Raw genomic sequence first — 15,418 nt, 5'->3', positions numbered from 1 at the left:
CTGTGTGGACTTGCGAAATCGATCGTTTTCCAGGAGAGACTCGCTGTGGAGATCAACCGTTCCGGACTGCTGCCGGAAGCATTGCTGATCGATCTGCCAGAAATTGATGCACAACACGAAGAAATCTTTCGCCGTATCGAGTCGTTGAAGGCAGCCTGTTTCGGCAGCGGGCCCGTTTCCTTTGCCGAGTTTGAAAATCTCCTCGATTATCTCGAATACCATTTCGCCAGCGAAGAGCGCATCGCACAATCGGTCGGCGTTGACTTCGCCGGGCACGCAACCGTCCACCGCGACAACCTGCATGCACTGCAGAAGGCCTTCTCCGAGGTGCGCAACGGCGCGCGCGACGTTCATTCCTTCCTGCGCTATGCCGAGTACTGGTTCGAGCGCCATATCGCCATCGAAGACCGGCCTTTCGCAGTCAGCGTGAAGAATTCCCGGGCGAAATCCGGCGACGGTCTGCGGCCGGCCAACGGCAGTTGAGTCTGCCTGCCAGGCGACTCCGGTGGCACACGACCGTCGGGCCATCGGCGCAGCGGCAGAGGTTTCCAGGCATGATCGGCAGCAGGAAAGATAACCAAGAAAAATACTCGGAAATGGCCTGTCGTGGAGGGCCGGTTGGCATTATTTTTTGCGTTCTGCGACGCATTCTGGCAAGCTGACAGCCGATACGGATATCCCTTCGGATTGCACCGAAAATCTCTTCCCATGGGTCGTCTGCGGACGACCTGATCATTCATCAATGACCTTCACCAATCATGAACATCACCACCTCAGCCGCCTGGAAGGCTATTGAAGCGCACCGGCAATCCCTTGCGCCGGTGCATCTCAGGGAACTCTTTGCTCGCGATCCAGGCCGCGTGGCATCCCTATCACTGAGCTTCGACGGCATCCTCTACGACTTCTCGAAGCAGCGCATCGATCCGGTGAGCCTGCCGCTGCTCGTCGCGCTGGCCCGCGAGGCGCAGCTCGAGCAATGGACCGAGCGCATGTTCAGCGGTGAGCAGATCAACGCCAGCGAGGGCCGCTCGGTGTTGCACGTGGCTCTGCGCCGCTCACGGAGCCCGTTCCCCACTGCCAGTCTCGACGTCATGCCCGATGTCCTTGCGACGCGACTGCGGATGGCCGCGTTTGCCGAGGGCATCCGTTCCGGGAAGGCGCTCGGTTTCAGCGGCCTGCCGATCCGCAGCGTGGTCAATATCGGCATCGGCGGTTCCGATCTCGGCCCGAAGATGCTCGCTTACGCCCTGCGTTCGGTGTCGCACCCGACAGTCGAGGTGCATTACGTCTCGAACCTCGACAGCGCGCAGCTGGCGCCGCTGCTGCAGACGCTGGACCCGCACACGACGCTGTTCCTGGTGGCGAGCAAGACCTTCACCACCCAGGAAACGATGCTCAATGCGCAGACGGCGCGCGACTGGCTGCTGGCCAGGCTCGGCGATGCCGCTGCGGTATCCTGCCACTTCGCGGCCCTGACCGCCAAGCCGGAGCGAGCGCTCCAGTTCGGCATCAGGGAGGATGCCGTGTTTCCCCTCTGGGATTGGGTCGGTGGGCGTTTCTCTCTGTGGTCGGCGGTCGGCCTGGCACTGATGATCGCCATTGGACCGCAGGCCTTTGCCGAACTGCTCGCGGGTGCCGAGCGGATGGACGAGCATTTCCGCAGCACGCCCTACGAGCGCAATCTGCCGGTGGTGATGGCGCTGATCGGCATCTGGAACACCAACTTCCTCGGTGCGACGAGCAATGCCGTGCTGCCTTACAACGAATCGCTGAAGTATCTTCCGTCGTTCCTGCAGCAGCTTGAAATGGAGAGCAACGGCAAGGCGGTCGGCAGTGATGGGCAGCCGCTGGGCTGTGCCTCGAATCCGATCGTCTGGGGCGAGCTGGGCAACAATGGCCAGCACGCATTCTTCCAGCTGCTGCATCAGGGCGGACGGCTCGTTCCCTGCGATTTCATAGCAGCCGTGCGCGCCGACTATCCGCTGCCCGGGCACCAGCAAGCGCTGCTCGCCAACTGCTTCGCGCAGAGCGCCGCGCTGGCCTTCGGCAAGACGGCTGCCGAGGCGCGCAGCGAACTCGAGGGAACGATGTCTCCGGCAGCGCTCGAGGCGCTGCTGCCGCACAAGGTGTTCCCGGGCAATCAGCCGTCATCGACGCTGCTGCTGACGCGGCTCGAGCCGCAGACGCTGGGGGCGCTGATCGCCCTGTACGAGCACAAGGTTTTCGTCCAGGGTGTCATCTGGGGACTCAACTCATTCGACCAATGGGGTGTCGAGCTCGGCAAGGCAGTGGCCAACAGCATTCTGCCGGCGATCGGTAACCCGGCGCTGGCCGCACCACTCGATGCCTCGACGCAGGCCCTGCTGGCGTTCACCAGGCAGCACATCGGCTGAGCGGGTGAGCCGGCGACCTTGACGGTATTGATTCAGGCGTTCAATTTGTGACGAGGCATGAAATGACTATGCAGGTGATCAGTGTTCCGAGCACGCCATTCGCCGGCCAGAAACCGGGAACGTCGGGGCTGCGGAAAAAGGTGAAGGTCTTCAGTCAGGCGCGCTATCTCGAGAACTTCGTCCAGGCGATCTTCGACACGCTGTCGGGACAGGAGGGACAGACCCTGGTACTCGGTGGCGACGGTCGCTTCTACAATGACGTGGCGATCCAGACGATCCTGCGGATGGCTGCGGCGGCGGGTTTCGGCCGCGTGCTGGTGGGTCGTGACGGCATTCTTTCCACGCCCGCAGCCAGCGCCGTGATCCGCAAGTGGCAGGCTTTCGGTGGCATCATCCTATCGGCCAGCCACAACGAGGGTGGCCCCGAGGGCGATTTCGGCATCAAGTACAACCTCGGCAATGGCGGGCCGGCCAACGAAGCATTCACCGACGCCGTCCATCGGCGGACGCAGGAGATCGGTGCCTATCGCACGGTCGAGTCGCCACCCGTTGATCTGAGCCGCATCGGTGAATCGCACATCGGCGACATGCGGGTCAGCATCATCGATCCGGTGGCCGACTATGCCGGACTGCTCGAGTCGCTGTTCGATTTCGATCGCATTGCGGTGCTGCTCGCCCGTCCCGATTTCCGCATGCGTTTCGATGCCATGCACGCGGTGACCGGTCCCTATGCACGGGCGATCCTTGAGGATCGTCTGCGGGCGCCGGCAGGAACCGTCGTCAACGGCATTCCGCTGCCGGACTTCGCCGGCGGCCACCCCGATCCCAACCCGGTGTGGGCCGCCGACCTCGTGGCGGCGCTGGCAGACCCCGCTTCTGGCCTGTCGTTCGGCGCCGCATCGGATGGCGACGGCGACCGCAACATGATCGTCGGACCGAACTTCGTCGTCAGTCCGAGCGACAGCCTCGCCGTGCTCGCCGCCAACCACGCTCTGGTGCCGGCCTACGCCGGCGGCCTGGCCGGTGTCGCACGGTCGATGCCGACCAGTTGCGCGGTCGACCGCGTCGCCAGGGCGCTCGGAATCCCATGTTACGAAACGCCAACCGGCTGGAAGTATTTCGGTTCCCTGCTCGATGCCGGCATGGCGACGCTGTGCGGCGAGGAGAGCGCCGGCACCGGTTCCAACCACGTGCGCGAGAAGGACGGCCTGTGGGCGGTGCTCTACTGGCTCAACATCCTGGCGGTGCGCGCGACCTCGGCCGACGTGATCGTCCGCGAACACTGGCGGCGTTTCGGGCGCAACGTCTATTCGCGGCATGACTACGAAGCGATCGAGACCGACCGTGCAGATCGTCTGATGGATGAACTGCGCGCGCGCCTGCCGCAACTGGCCGGCTCCGAGTCGTGCGGCCTGCGCATCGCTGCCGCCGATGATTTTTCCTATACCGATCCGGTCGATGGTTCACGTTCCGAGCGCCAGGGCGTGCGGGTCCTGCTCGACGACGGTTCACGGGTCGTCTTCCGGTTGTCGGGCACCGGCACCGAGGGTGCGACGCTGCGCGTCTATCTCGAGCGTTTCGTCGCTGACCCCAGCCAGCACGAGGTGCCGACGCAGGAGGCGCTGGCGCCGCTGATCCGGCTTGCCGATGCGGTGGCACGGATCAACGCCATTGCCGGCAGAGAGAAAGCGGACGTGATCAGTTAGGGCAGGGTGGCATCCGGCCTTCCCGCCGGATGCGATGAATCGAGTCAAACTGGGGATACGAAGATGGTTGACAAGAAGACATTCCAATTGCCGCGCAGGGCGATCGCCCTGGTACTGGCCGGCGGACGCGGCAGCCGGCTGCATGAGCTGACCGATCGTCGGGCAAAGCCGGCGGTGCATTTCGGCGGCAAGTTCCGGATCATCGATTTCGCGCTGTCGAACTGCGTCAATGCGCAGTTCCGGCGCATCGGCGTGGTGACGCAGTACAAGTCGCACAGTCTGCTGCGCCATCTGCAGCGGGGCTGGAACTTCCTGCATGGCGAGGTCAACGAGTTCGTCGACCTGCTGCCCGCGCAGCAGCGCGTGGACGAGGAGTCGTGGTACCGGGGGACGGCCGATGCCGTATTCCAGAACATCGACATCCTCGAGACCTACCGGCCCTCACCCGAGTACGTGGTCATCCTCGCCGGCGACCATGTGTACAAGATGAACTATGCGATGATGCTCGTCGACCATGTCGAGAGCGGTGCCGAGTGCACGATTGCCTGCATCGAGGTGCCGCGGCGCGATGCCAGCGGCTTCGGCGTCATGGACGTCGACGGCAGGGGGATCATCACCGACTTCATCGAGAAGCCGGCCGATCCGCCGGCGATGCCGGGCAATCCCGAGATGTCGCTGTGCAGCATGGGCGTCTATGTCTTCAACGCCAAGTATCTCTATGACGAACTCGAACGCGACCTCAGTGACTCCGGCTCGAGCCATGACTTTGGCAAGGACATCATTCCACGCGCGGTGATGAATCGCGTTGCCTCGGCGCATCCGTTCTCGCGCAGCTGTGTCATCGCCGCCGACGACGTGCGACGCGAGCACTACTGGCGCGATGTGGGTACCATCGATGCCTACTGGGACGCCAACATCGACCTCACAGCCACCGTTCCGGCTCTCAATCTGTACGACCGCAACTGGCCGGTGTGGACCTACCAGCAGCAACTGCCGCCGGCGAAGTTCGTGCATAACCACATGGATCGCCGCGGCACGGCGATCGAGTCCACGGTGTCCAGTGGCTCGATCGTCTCCGGCGAAGTCAATCGTTCGCTGCTCTTTTCGGGCTGCCGCGTCCATTCCTACGCCCGCGTCAACCTGTCGGTGCTGCTGCCGGACACGACCGTCGGCAACCGGGCGCGGCTGAGCCACTGCGTCGTCGACGCCGGCTGCAACATCCCCGCGGGAATGGTGATCGGCGAGGATCCGGAGGAGGATGCCCGCCGCTTCCGTCGCACCGAGGGCGGTGTCAGCCTGGTGACGCGCAAGATGCTCGAGCGGCTGGGCTGACGCCGGCAGGGGCAGGGGGAGGGGAAGCTTGCGCGTCCTGCACGTAGCCGCGGAGATCTATCCACTGGTCAAGACCGGCGGTCTGGCGGACGTCGTGGCGGCTCTACCGCCGGCGCTCGCCGCCCGCGGGCTCGATGTCCGCGTCCTGCTGCCGGGGATGCCGGCAATCCTCAGCGGAGTGCTCGAAGGCAGGCGGGTCATCCGCCTGGGCCCGGTTTTCGGTGCAGCGGTGGTGACGCTGCGCCTGGGCCGCCTGCCCGACAGCGGGCTGCTGGCTTACGTCATCGATGCACCCTTCCTCTACAGGAGGGACGGCAACCCGTATCTCGGTCCCGACGGCCGCGACTGGCGGGACAACCATCGGCGCTACGCCCTGCTCGGCTGGATTGCTGCCCATCTGGCCGGCGGCGAACTCGACCGCAACTGGCGACCGGATGTCGTGCACGCGCACGACTGGCATGCCGGTCTGGCGCCGGCCTACATCGCGCAGAATCCGGCGCTGACTACGGCCACCGTGTTCACCATCCACAACCTTGCCTTCCGTGGTCTGTTCCCGCTCGATCATCACAATGATCTGGGGTTGATGATCTCGGGCGCGGATCAGAGCGCGCTCGAGTTCCATGGCCATCTGTCGTTCATGAAGGCGGCGCTGTTTCATGCCGCGCGAGTCAATGCCGTCAGTCCGACCTATGCGCGCGAGATCTGTACGCCGGAGTTTGGCTGGGGCCTCGACGGACTGCTGCGCGACCGTGGTGGCAATCTGTCGGGAATCCTCAACGGCGTCGACTATTCAGTGTGGGATCCGGGCAGTGACCGCGCACTGGCGCACAACTACACCGCGCACAAGCTGCGCGGGAAGCGGATCTGCAAGCTCAAGCTGCAGGCGGAGCTCGGCTTTGCACTCAGGAGCAAGGCACCCCTGCTCGCGGTGGTCAGCCGCTTGACCTCGCAGAAGGGGATGGATCTCGTCCTTGGCGCCCTGCCGGACCTATTGGCAGCGGGTGGGCAACTGGTGGTCATCGGCAGTGGCGAAGCCGAGATCGAAAACGCGTTCCGCTCCGCGGTGAGGGCGCACCCGGCCTCCGTCTCGGTCTACCTCGGTTTTGACGATGCCCTGTCGCATCGCATCATGGCCGGCGCCGACATTCTGCTCGTTCCGTCGCGCTTTGAACCTTGTGGTCTGACGCAGCTCTATGCCCTGCGCTACGGTACGATTCCGCTGGTGCGGCGGGTTGGCGGTCTCGCCGACACGGTGATCGACGCCACGCCCGACAATGTCAGGGCCGGGACAGCGAATGGCTTCGTCTTTGACTACGCCAGCAGCCGCGTCCTTGCCGGGCGGATCGGCGACGCGCTGGTGCTGATGCGAAATGCGGCCGTGTGGCACCAATTGCAGAAACGCGGGATGGCGCAGGACTTCTCGTGGGCTGATTCCGCGTTGCGCTATGAGGCGCTCTACAGAAGCATTTGAGGCGCCCCGTCCGGCCGCTGCCGTGACCGCTCCGTCGGGATGGCCGTTCGCCACCGGCGGTCGGCCGCCTGTGGTGGCTGCTGCTGGTGCCTGCGCAGCAAGCGACACCGCCGGCAGCCGTTGCGCTGCGGCGCCCTTTCCAGAACTTCGCTCGAGCGGGAGAAGCATTTGACATTCGATTCTTGCCTGATCCGGCCATTCTCCGGTCTGCGGCCGCGCAGCGCCGATGCCGCAGCAGTCGCTGCACCACCCTACGACGTACTCTCGAGTGACGAGGCGCGGCAGGCTGCCGCCGGCAACCCGCTCTCGTTCCTGCACGTGTCGAAGGCCGAGATCGACCTGCCACCCGAGGTCGATCACTACGCACCCGAGGTGTATGCCCGGTCGGCGATGAACTTCCGCCGACTGATCGACGACGGCGTCCTGTGCCGCGATCCGCGGCCGTACTATTACGCCTACCGTCTGGTGATGGGCGAGCACGTGCAGACGGGGCTCGTGGCGGCCGCCTCGATCGCCGCCTACGACGGCAACCGCATCCGCAGGCACGAGTTCACCCGCCCCGACAAGGAGGATGACCGGGTCCGTCAGATCGAGGCGCTGAATGCCCAGACCGGGCCGGTCCTGCTGGCCCATCCCGACGATCCGCAGGCCGAACACCTGCTCGCCATGGCGACCGGGCAGCCGCCGCTGGCCGACCTGACGGCGGTCGATGGCATCCGACACACGCTGTGGCTGATCGCGGACGATGCCGACATGGCGCGCATCAGCGCCGTCTTCGGTGCCATGCCGGCGCTCTACATCGCTGATGGTCATCACCGTTCGGCAGCGGCCTCGCGCGTCGCGGCCGCGCGGCGCCTGGGAGGCAAGGGTGGCGCCGACTCGTTCCTGGCGGTGATCTTCCCGGCGCGGCAGATGCGCATCCTGGACTACAACCGGGTGGTCAGGGATCTGAACGGCCTGAACGTCGACGATTTTCTGCTGGCGGTCGGCGAGCGCTACCACGTCAGTCTGGCGGACGGCCCGCTGCGCCCCGGGTGCAGTGGGGTTTGCGGGATGTATCTGGCCGGTCGCTGGTACCGGCTGCAGGTACGACCGGAACTGGTGCCGCTCGCCGATCCGGTGCGCCGGCTCGATGTCTCTGTCCTGGCCGAGCAGATCCTCGACCCGCTGCTCGGGATCAGCGACCTGCGTCGCGATACGCGCATCGACTTCGTCGGTGGCATGCGCGGCCTGGGTGAACTCGAGCGCCGGGTCGACAGCGGCGAGATGACGGTTGCGTTCGCCATGTATCCGACGCAGATGGCGGAGCTGATGGCGGTTGCCGACATGGGGCAGGTGATGCCGCCGAAATCGACCTGGTTCGAACCGAAGCTCGCCGACGGGCTGGTATCTTTGATGCTCGACTGAGCGCCGGCGCGCAGGATGCTGCGCAGCGGCGCGCGGTGCGGCCTCAGCGACTCCTGACGACCGTGACCTGCGGCTTGCCTTCGCCCAACTCGCCGATAACCGTTGCCTGGTCGAAGCCCTCCTGCAGGAAGACTGCCAGGACCTCGGTGACCACCTCCGGCGCGCAGGCAACGAGCAGGCCGCCGCTGGTCTGCGGGTCGGTCAACAGGTCACGTTCGAGATCGCCGAGCTTCCTGTCAAGCTCGACGTGCTCGCTGTAGCTCGCCCAGTTGCGGCCGGAAGCGCCGGTGATGCAGCCCTTGGCGGCATAGTCGGCGGCGTTCGGCAGGGCCGGCACCGCCGTGTAGTCGATGACGGCGGAGACGCCGGATGCCTTGCAGATCTCGACCAGGTGCCCGAGCAGACCAAAGCCGGTGACATCGGTCATCGCATGCACGCCAGCGAGGCAGGCGAGGGCGCGGCCGGGCGTGTTGAGCTGTGTCGTCGAGGCGATCATCGCCGCATAGCCGGCCGGTGACAGGAGGCCTTTCTTCAGCGCCGCACTGAGGAAACCGACGCCCAGCCCCTTGCCGAGAATCAGCTTGTCACCGGGGCGTGCGCCGGAGTTCCGCTGCACGTGTCGCGGATGGACGAGCCCGATGGCGACGAGGCCATAAATCGGTTCCACCGAGTCGATCGTGTGTCCCCCTGCAATCGGGATGCCGGCCTTCGCACAGACCGCTTGGCCGCCTTCGAGAATGCGCTGGATGGTCTCCAGCGGCAAGCGATTGACCGGCATGCCGACGACGGCCAGCGCCAGCAGCGGGGTGCCGCCCATGGCATAGACGTCGGACAGCGCATTGGTTGCCGCGATGCAGCCGAAGTCGAAGGGGTCGTCGACGATCGGCATGAAGAAATCGGTCGTGGCGATCACCGCCTGCTCATCGTTGAGCTGGTAGACAGCAGCGTCGTCGCTGGTCTCAGTGCCGACGAGGAGTTGCCACGGCACCACTGCCGGTGCGGTCCGGGCGAGGATCTGCTCGAGTACGCCGGGGGCGATCTTGCAGCCACAGCCCCCGCCGTGCGAGAACTGCGTCAGGCGCATGGGCTCGCCGGGAGGAGTTGCGGGGATCTGCGGTTCGACGCTTCTTTCCTTTTTTCTTGACATCTTCTTCCTTGGGTCAATGGAGGGAGGCTACCCGGATGGCAGCGACCAGGACAGACCGAGAGGTCAGGGATGGCACCGCCGCGCGGCAACTCCGCGGCGGTGTGCAGCATGCGGTGCCCAGTTCGGCCAGCGCGCACGCCGATTCGGGCCAGCGGTCTCGCCTCTTGCCTGGCATGGCGGCGACGATTCCCGCACGACCTCTCAGATCACCGGGTGGGCTGAGAAACCCGCCGCCTCGATCGCTTCCATCAGCCGCGCAACGCTGACAAGCGATGGATCACAGCCGATCGCCGCTTGTCCTGACTGCAACGAAACATCGACCTGCTCGACACCCGCAACGGCTGCCAAGGCGGCGGTGACGCTCTTCACGCACCCCTGGCAACTCATTCCGGAGACATTGATCAGCAATCTTTCCATCAGCCCTTCCCACAGTCAGGTCACGTGCTGCCCGAGTCGTTGGCGGGTCCGCTGCCGCCCGGGCGCCAGCGCCGCAGGAGCAGCGAGTTGGCAACCACCGACAGCGAACTCAGCGCCATCGCTGCGCCGGCAATCACCGGGTTGAGCATCCCCAGCGCTGCCAGGGGAATCCCGAGGACGTTGTAGACGAAGGCGCAGAAGAGATTCTGCCTGATTTTGCGGAGTGTCGCACGCGAAAGGAGGACCGCGTCGGCGATGCCATTGAGATCGCCATGCATCAGGGTCACATCGGCTGCCGCGATCGCAGCATCCGAACCGGCGCCGATGGCGAAGCTGACGTCGGCAGCGGCAAGCGCCGGTGCGTCGTTGATGCCATCACCGACCATCGCCACGACACTGCCCTTCTGTCGCAGCGCATTGACCGCGGCCGCCTTGTCGCCAGGCAGGATGCCGGCGCGGAAGTCCTCGATGCCGCTCGCCCTGGCGATCGCCGCCGCGGTCGCAGCGTGGTCGCCGGTGAGCATCACCAGCCGCATGCCGAGGGCAGCAAGGCGCGCCACCGCTTGCCGCGAGCTCGCGCGCAAGGGGTCGGCAATCGCCAGCACGGCGAGCGCCACCTGCGGCGGCTGGTTGCCGGTGGTGCCGCGGTCTTCGCCAGGCCGTTCGCTGAGGACGACGACGGTCTTGCCGGCGTCCTGCAGCGCCTCGATCACGGCCTTCGGCAAGGCCAGGTCGACGCAGGCAGCCGGCGCTCCGAGCCGCAGCCAGCGGCTGCCAACAAGGCCTTCGACGCCGTGTCCGGGAATGGCGCGGAACTCTGCCAGCGCCGGCAGGCCCACGCCTGCCTCCTGTCCGCGCTGCAGGATCGCCCGTGCCAGCGGGTGTTCGGACCCCTGTTCGAGGCCGGCAGCCAGTTGCAGTGCCTCCTCTGCCGAGGCTGCCAGGGGAACGATGTCGGTCAGCTCGGGCTCGCCGCGGGTCAGCGTGCCGGTCTTGTCCACCGCGAGCACATTGATCCCGCTGGCCCGCTCGAGCGCCTCGGCATTCTTGATCAGAATGCCGGCTGCAGCACCGCGTCCGCTGCCAACCATGATGGCCGTCGGTGTTGCCAGTCCGAGGGCGCAGGGACAGGCGATGACGAGCACCGCCACGGCATTGATCAAGGCCGTGCTGAAGATGCCGCCAAAAAGCCACCACCCGATCAGGGTGCCCAGGGAGACCAGGCAGACGACGGGGACGAAAACCGCCGATATCCGGTCGGCGAGGCGTTGCACGGGGGCCTTCGAGCCTTGCGCCGCAGCTACCAGGCGGATGATTCCGGCCAGCAACGTGTGCTCGCCGACGCCGGTCGCGCGGCAGCGCAGCATGCCTTCACCGTTGGCTGTGGCGGCGTAGACGCGGTCGCCGCGGTGCTTGGCGACCGGCATGCTCTCGCCGGTCAGCATCGCCTGGCTGACGCTTGACGACCCGTCGATCACCTCGCCATCGACCGGGATGCTCTCGCCGGGGCGGACAATGAAGACGTCACCCGGGATCAGCAGGGAGGCGTCGAGCTCGATCAGCCGGCCGTCACGTTCGACCCGCGCCGTTCGCGGCTGCAGGCGGACCAGCGCCGCGATCGCTTCGCCCGTCTTCGCCCTGGCGCGCGCCTCGAGCAGTTTGCCGAGCAGGACGAGGGTGATGACCGCGGCCGATGCCTCGAAGTAGACGTGCAGGCCCGGTGCACCCGATACGGTGACGAAGAGGCTGAAGAAGTAGGCCATTGATGTGCCGAGGGCGACCAGCACGTCCATGTTGCCGCCGCCGCCGCGCAGGGACTTCCAGGCGCCCTCGTAGAAACGCCAGCCGATCCAGAACTGCACCGGTGTCGCCAGGAGGAGTTGCAGCCAGCGGGGCAGCAGGTCCGCATGCGGCTGCTCGCCGCCAGCGAACATGGTGAGCATCTGCGCCACCAGCGGCAGGGTCAGGGCAGCGGCGATGAAGAAACGACGCAGCTCGCGCCGTTGCGCGGCAATCCTGCTCGCCACTTCGTCGGCGCGTGCATGCGCATCGGTGAGCTGGCCATGGAAGCCAGCTGCTTCGATGGTGGCGATCAGCCCGGCGACCGCGGCGAGGCCTGGGCGGTAACGGATGGTCGCCCGCTCGCTCGCCAGATTGACTGCCGCCTCGACTCCCGGCAGGCGGTTGAGCACCTTCTCCAGCCTCGTCGAACAGGCGGCACAGCTCATGCCGCTGATCGCCAGCTCGACCGTCTGCAGCGGCACGGCGAAACCGGCCTGCTCGATCGCGGCAACCACCTGGCCGGCACTCGTTTCCTCGCCCGTGATCGCCACCTGTGCGCGCTCGGTTGCCAGGTTGACGCTGGCGTTGACGCCGGGCATGCGGTTCAGTACGCGCTCGATGCGGCTGGCGCAGGCGGCGCAGCTCATGCCGTTGATCGGCAGGTCGAGTGTCTGCGGGCTGACGTTGGGGTCGCTCATGGCGCCGTCAGCGCACGGCCTGCTGTCATGGAGTCCGGAGGTGGTGGCGCTCGCACGGCTAAGCGGAAGCGAACTGGTGCAACAGCTGCTGCAGCCCCAGCAGCCCCCAGACACCAAAACCCAGGACAACGAGTCCGGCAACCATGCGCAGCGCCGGCCGGTTCGTGTACGCGCGCAGGCGCGCGGCGAACAGGCCGGCCAGGAGCAGATTGGGCAGGGTGCCGACGCCAAAGGCGAGCATCAGTCCGGCTCCCTGCGCGGCGGAGCCGCTGCTCAGCGCCGTTGCCAGCGCACTGTACACCAGACCACAGGGCAGCCAGCCCCACAGCAGCCCGAGCGGAAAGGCCTGCAGCGGGCCGCGCGCAGGCAGGCAACGCCGGCTCAGCGGTTGCAGATGTCGCCAGAGCTTCTGGCCGAGCCGCTCGGTGAACGCCAAGGCGCTGCTGAAGCCGAGCAGGTAGAGACCGAGGGCGATCAGCATCAGGTTGGCGAGCAGGTAGAGGAGGCTGCGCAGCGGCAGCTGCCCGGCCAGGGCGATGCTCGCCTCGCCGAGCGCACCGGCGATCGCGCCGGCCGCGGCGTAGCTCAGGATGCGCCCCGCGTTGTAGGCGAGCAGCAGGCTGCAGCGGGCCGGCGCAGCCATCGTCAGCGCGCCGACGATGCCGCCGCACATGCCGACGCAGTGCGTTCCACCAAGCAGTCCGACGAGCAACAGGGCGAGGAAACTCGATTCGGGCATGGCGGGCGGGTGGCTGGCTCGGGAGGAGCGGAACTGCGATTCTACTCCTTCGTTCCTGCGGCGACCGTCGCCCTCTGCCTCAGATGACCTTCGAGTAGCGGGTGCGTTGCCGGTCGGCGCGCAGGTAGCGGTCGAAGACCATCGCGATGGCTCGGACCAGCAAGCGACCGCGTGGCAGGACCGTGATCCAGCGATCGTCGACGCGGACGAGGCCGGCATCGACCATCTCCCGGAGTTCATCGAGTTCGGTGGCGAAGTACTTCCGGAAGTCGATCAGGTGCGCAATCTCTATCGACTCGATCGACAGTTCGAAGTGGCACATCAGCGACTGGATGATCGAACGGCGCAGCAGATCGTCGGCATTCAGCTCGATGCCGCGGCAGACCGGCAGGGTGCCGTTGTCCAGCAGGTCGTAGTACTCGTCGAGCGTCTTGACGTTCTGGCAGTAGGTCGGGCCGACCTTGCTGATCGCCGAGATGCCGAAGGCCAGGAGGTCGCAGTCGGAGTGTGTCGAATAGCCCTGGAAGTTGCGGTGCAGTCGCCCCTGCCGCTGGGCGATCGCGAGTTCGTCGTCGGGCTTCGCGAAGTGATCCATGCCGATGAAGACATAGCCCGCCGCGGTCATCTGCTGGATGGCGAGAGCGAGGATCTGCAGACGCGTGTCGGCGGACGGCATGTCCGCCTCGAGGATGCGTCGCTGCGGCTTGAACAGGCTCGGCAGATGGGCGTAGTTGTAGATCGAGACGCGGTCCGGGCTGGCGTCGATGACCCGCTCGAGGGTGCGGCCAAAGCCGGCGACGGTCTGCCTGGGCAGACCATAGATGAGATCGACGCTGACCGACTTGAAGCCGCTGCCGCGCGCCGCGTCGATCACGGCGCGGGTCTCCTCCTCGCTCTGCAGCCGATTGACCGCCGTCTGCACCTCGGCATCGAAATCCTGCACGCCGACGCTCATGCGATTGAAACCCAGTTCGCCGAGCAGGGCAACGGTTGCCTGGTCGACCTTGCGTGGATCGACCTCGATCGAGGACTCGCCGCCTTCCACCAGGGTGAAGTGTTTGCGGGTCGCGGCCATCAACTGGCGCATCTCGTCGTGCGACAGGAAGGTCGGCGTGCCACCGCCCCAGTGCAGCTGCGCCACCTCCTGGTCGCCGCCCTCGAGGTAGCTGCTCTGCAATGCCAGCTCGCGGGCAAGGTATTTCAGGTACTTGGCGGAGCGGCCGTGGTCCTTGGTGATGATCTTGTTGCAGGCACAGTAGTAGCAAATGGTGTTGCAGAACGGGATGTGGAAGTACAATGACAGCTGCCGGCTGATGGCGCCGATGTTGCGCTTGCCGAGCCAGAGTCTGGAGGCGTCTGCGCCGAAGGCCTCAACGAAGCGATCCGCCGTCGGGTACGACGTGTAGCGTGGCCCGTTGACGTCGAAGCGGCGGATGATCTGTGGATCGAAAACGAGGTTGCCAGTGACGGATCTCATCGTCCCGGTACGAGGTTGGTTGCCGGCATTATCTGCCGGTGTGCGGAGCCCGGGGTTGACGTGGATCAAACGCGGCAATCAGTGAAACGAAGGGCTGACATGTCGACCGATGCGGCAACGGCGAGGCTGACGTTCGAAGTCGTGAAGACCGCCTGTTCCAACTGCAACCTGCGCGAGTTGTGCCTGCCGATCGGCCTGCCGCCGGACGAGTTGCGTCGCCTTGACGAACTGGTTTCGACGCGCCGACGCCTGAAGCGGGGCGATCATCTCTATCGTGCCGGACAGGAATTCGAGTCGATCTATGCCGTGCGCAGCGGTTTCTTCAAGACCGACGTCCTGATCGAGGATGGCCGTGACCAGGTCACGGGCTTCCAGATGACCGGCGAACTGCTCGGCCTCGATGGCATCAGCAGCGAGATCCACACCTGCAATGCGATCGCCCTCGAAGACAGCGAGGTCTGCGCCATCCCGTTCTCGCATCTGGAAAGCCTTTCGCGACAGATCCACACGCTGCAGCACCATTTTCACAAGGTGATGAGCCGCGAGATCGTGCGTGACCACGGCGTGATGATGCTGCTCGGGACGATGCGTGCCGAGGAACGCCTGGCGGCCTTTCTGCTCAATCTCTCGCAGCGCTTCAAGGCACGCGGCTATTCGCCGGCCGAGTTCAACCTGCGCATGTCGCGCGACGAAATCGGCAGCTACCTCGGCCTCAAGCTGGAAACCGTCAGCCGTGCCTTTTCGCGTTTCCAGGAAGACGGACTGCTGGCTGTACACCAGCGCAAGGTGCGCATCCTCAATACCGCCGGTCTGCGCAAGCTGATGGCGCACCAGCGCGGCTGAGGGAGG

The 15,418-nt window shown here is 65.8% G+C and carries 12 protein-coding genes; 7 read left to right on the top strand and 5 right to left on the bottom strand.

Translation table 11 applies throughout. From position 1 onward, the window contains the following. Window positions 1-45: 45 nt before the first annotated feature. The 6 genes from HT579_17220 to HT579_17195 all read left to right on the top strand — a co-directional run bounded on the left by HT579_17220 (window position 46) and on the right by HT579_17195 (window position 8,309). Window positions 46-483, top strand: coding sequence for a hemerythrin family protein (locus tag HT579_17220; protein ID QKS30499.1), 438 nt, complete (start codon window positions 46-48; stop codon window positions 481-483). Window positions 484-758: 275 nt separating this feature from the next. Then, window positions 759-2,393: a glucose-6-phosphate isomerase gene (gene pgi, locus HT579_17215; protein QKS30498.1), complete on the top strand. Its 1,635-nt coding sequence runs from the start codon at window positions 759-761 to the stop codon at window positions 2,391-2,393. A 68-nt stretch (window positions 2,394-2,461) separates the two neighbouring features. Beyond that, a complete protein-coding gene (locus tag HT579_17210) occupies window positions 2,462-4,099 on the top strand; it encodes an alpha-D-glucose phosphate-specific phosphoglucomutase (protein QKS31694.1) in 1,638 nt (545 codons plus the stop codon). A gap of 63 nt (window positions 4,100-4,162) precedes the next feature. Next, complete coding sequence (gene glgC, locus HT579_17205) at window positions 4,163-5,431, top strand: glucose-1-phosphate adenylyltransferase (GenBank protein ID QKS30497.1); 1,269 nt, start codon at window positions 4,163-4,165, stop codon at window positions 5,429-5,431. 28 nt (window positions 5,432-5,459) lie between these two features. Continuing rightward, entirely contained in the window at window positions 5,460-6,902 is a 1,443-nt protein-coding gene (gene glgA / locus HT579_17200) for a glycogen synthase GlgA (GenBank protein QKS30496.1), read from the top strand. Window positions 6,903-6,941: 39 nt separating this feature from the next. Continuing rightward, on the top strand, window positions 6,942-8,309 hold the full coding sequence (locus HT579_17195) for a DUF1015 domain-containing protein (protein ID QKS30495.1): 1,368 nt from the start codon (window positions 6,942-6,944) through the stop codon (window positions 8,307-8,309). 43 nt (window positions 8,310-8,352) lie between these two features. Here HT579_17195 and selD read toward each other — a convergent pair whose 3' ends face one another. The 5 genes from selD to hemN form a co-directional block, all read right to left on the bottom strand. After that, on the bottom strand, window positions 8,353-9,456 hold the full coding sequence (selD, locus tag HT579_17190; GenBank protein QKS30494.1) for a selenide, water dikinase SelD: 1,104 nt from the start codon (window positions 9,454-9,456) through the stop codon (window positions 8,353-8,355). 201 nt (window positions 9,457-9,657) lie between these two features. After that, window positions 9,658-9,873, bottom strand: a complete 216-nt coding sequence (locus HT579_17185) for a heavy-metal-associated domain-containing protein (protein ID QKS30493.1) — start codon at window positions 9,871-9,873, stop codon at window positions 9,658-9,660. Between the two features lie 20 nt (window positions 9,874-9,893). Continuing rightward, window positions 9,894-12,353 carry a copper-translocating P-type ATPase gene (locus tag HT579_17180; protein ID QKS30492.1) on the bottom strand — a complete coding sequence of 820 codons (2,460 nt, stop codon included), beginning with the start codon at window positions 12,351-12,353 and terminating at the stop codon, window positions 9,894-9,896. Window positions 12,354-12,411: 58 nt separating this feature from the next. Beyond that, a complete protein-coding gene (locus HT579_17175; GenBank protein QKS30491.1) occupies window positions 12,412-13,092 on the bottom strand; it encodes a sulfite exporter TauE/SafE family protein in 681 nt (226 codons plus the stop codon). 79 nt (window positions 13,093-13,171) lie between these two features. Further along, window positions 13,172-14,569: an oxygen-independent coproporphyrinogen III oxidase gene (hemN, locus tag HT579_17170; GenBank protein ID QKS30490.1), complete on the bottom strand. Its 1,398-nt coding sequence runs from the start codon at window positions 14,567-14,569 to the stop codon at window positions 13,172-13,174. A 99-nt stretch (window positions 14,570-14,668) separates the two neighbouring features. On the opposite strand from hemN, the gene fnr reads away from it, so the two are divergent. Then, window positions 14,669-15,412, top strand: a complete 744-nt coding sequence (fnr, locus tag HT579_17165) for a fumarate/nitrate reduction transcriptional regulator Fnr (protein QKS30489.1) — start codon at window positions 14,669-14,671, stop codon at window positions 15,410-15,412. The last annotated feature ends 6 nt before the right edge of the window (window positions 15,413-15,418 follow it).

Origin of the sequence: Candidatus Accumulibacter similis, assembly GCA_013347225.1 — a bacterium.
GTDB lineage: Bacteria > Pseudomonadota > Gammaproteobacteria > Burkholderiales > Rhodocyclaceae > Accumulibacter > Accumulibacter similis.
Note: the sequence above shows the minus strand (reverse complement) of the source record. Positions and strands in the feature narration are given on the sequence as shown.

Bases quoted from the DNA above. Each gene is read 5' to 3' on its own strand.
- pgi (QKS30498.1), top strand. From the start codon at position 759: ATGAACATCACCACCTCAGCCGCCTGGAAGGCTATTGAAGCGCACCGG.
- HT579_17210 (QKS31694.1), top strand. From the start codon at position 2,462: ATGCAGGTGATCAGTGTTCCGAGCACGCCATTCGCCGGCCAGAAACCG.
- glgC (QKS30497.1), top strand. From the start codon at position 4,163: ATGGTTGACAAGAAGACATTCCAATTGCCGCGCAGGGCGATCGCCCTG.
- HT579_17195 (QKS30495.1), top strand. From the start codon at position 6,942: ATGGCCGTTCGCCACCGGCGGTCGGCCGCCTGTGGTGGCTGCTGCTGG.
- selD (QKS30494.1), bottom strand. From the start codon at position 9,456: ATGTCAAGAAAAAAGGAAAGAAGCGTCGAACCGCAGATCCCCGCAACT.
- HT579_17185 (QKS30493.1), bottom strand. From the start codon at position 9,873: ATGGAAAGATTGCTGATCAATGTCTCCGGAATGAGTTGCCAGGGGTGC.
- HT579_17180 (QKS30492.1), bottom strand. From the start codon at position 12,353: ATGAGCGACCCCAACGTCAGCCCGCAGACACTCGACCTGCCGATCAAC.
- HT579_17175 (QKS30491.1), bottom strand. From the start codon at position 13,092: ATGCCCGAATCGAGTTTCCTCGCCCTGTTGCTCGTCGGACTGCTTGGT.
- hemN (QKS30490.1), bottom strand. From the start codon at position 14,569: ATGAGATCCGTCACTGGCAACCTCGTTTTCGATCCACAGATCATCCGC.
- fnr (QKS30489.1), top strand. From the start codon at position 14,669: ATGTCGACCGATGCGGCAACGGCGAGGCTGACGTTCGAAGTCGTGAAG.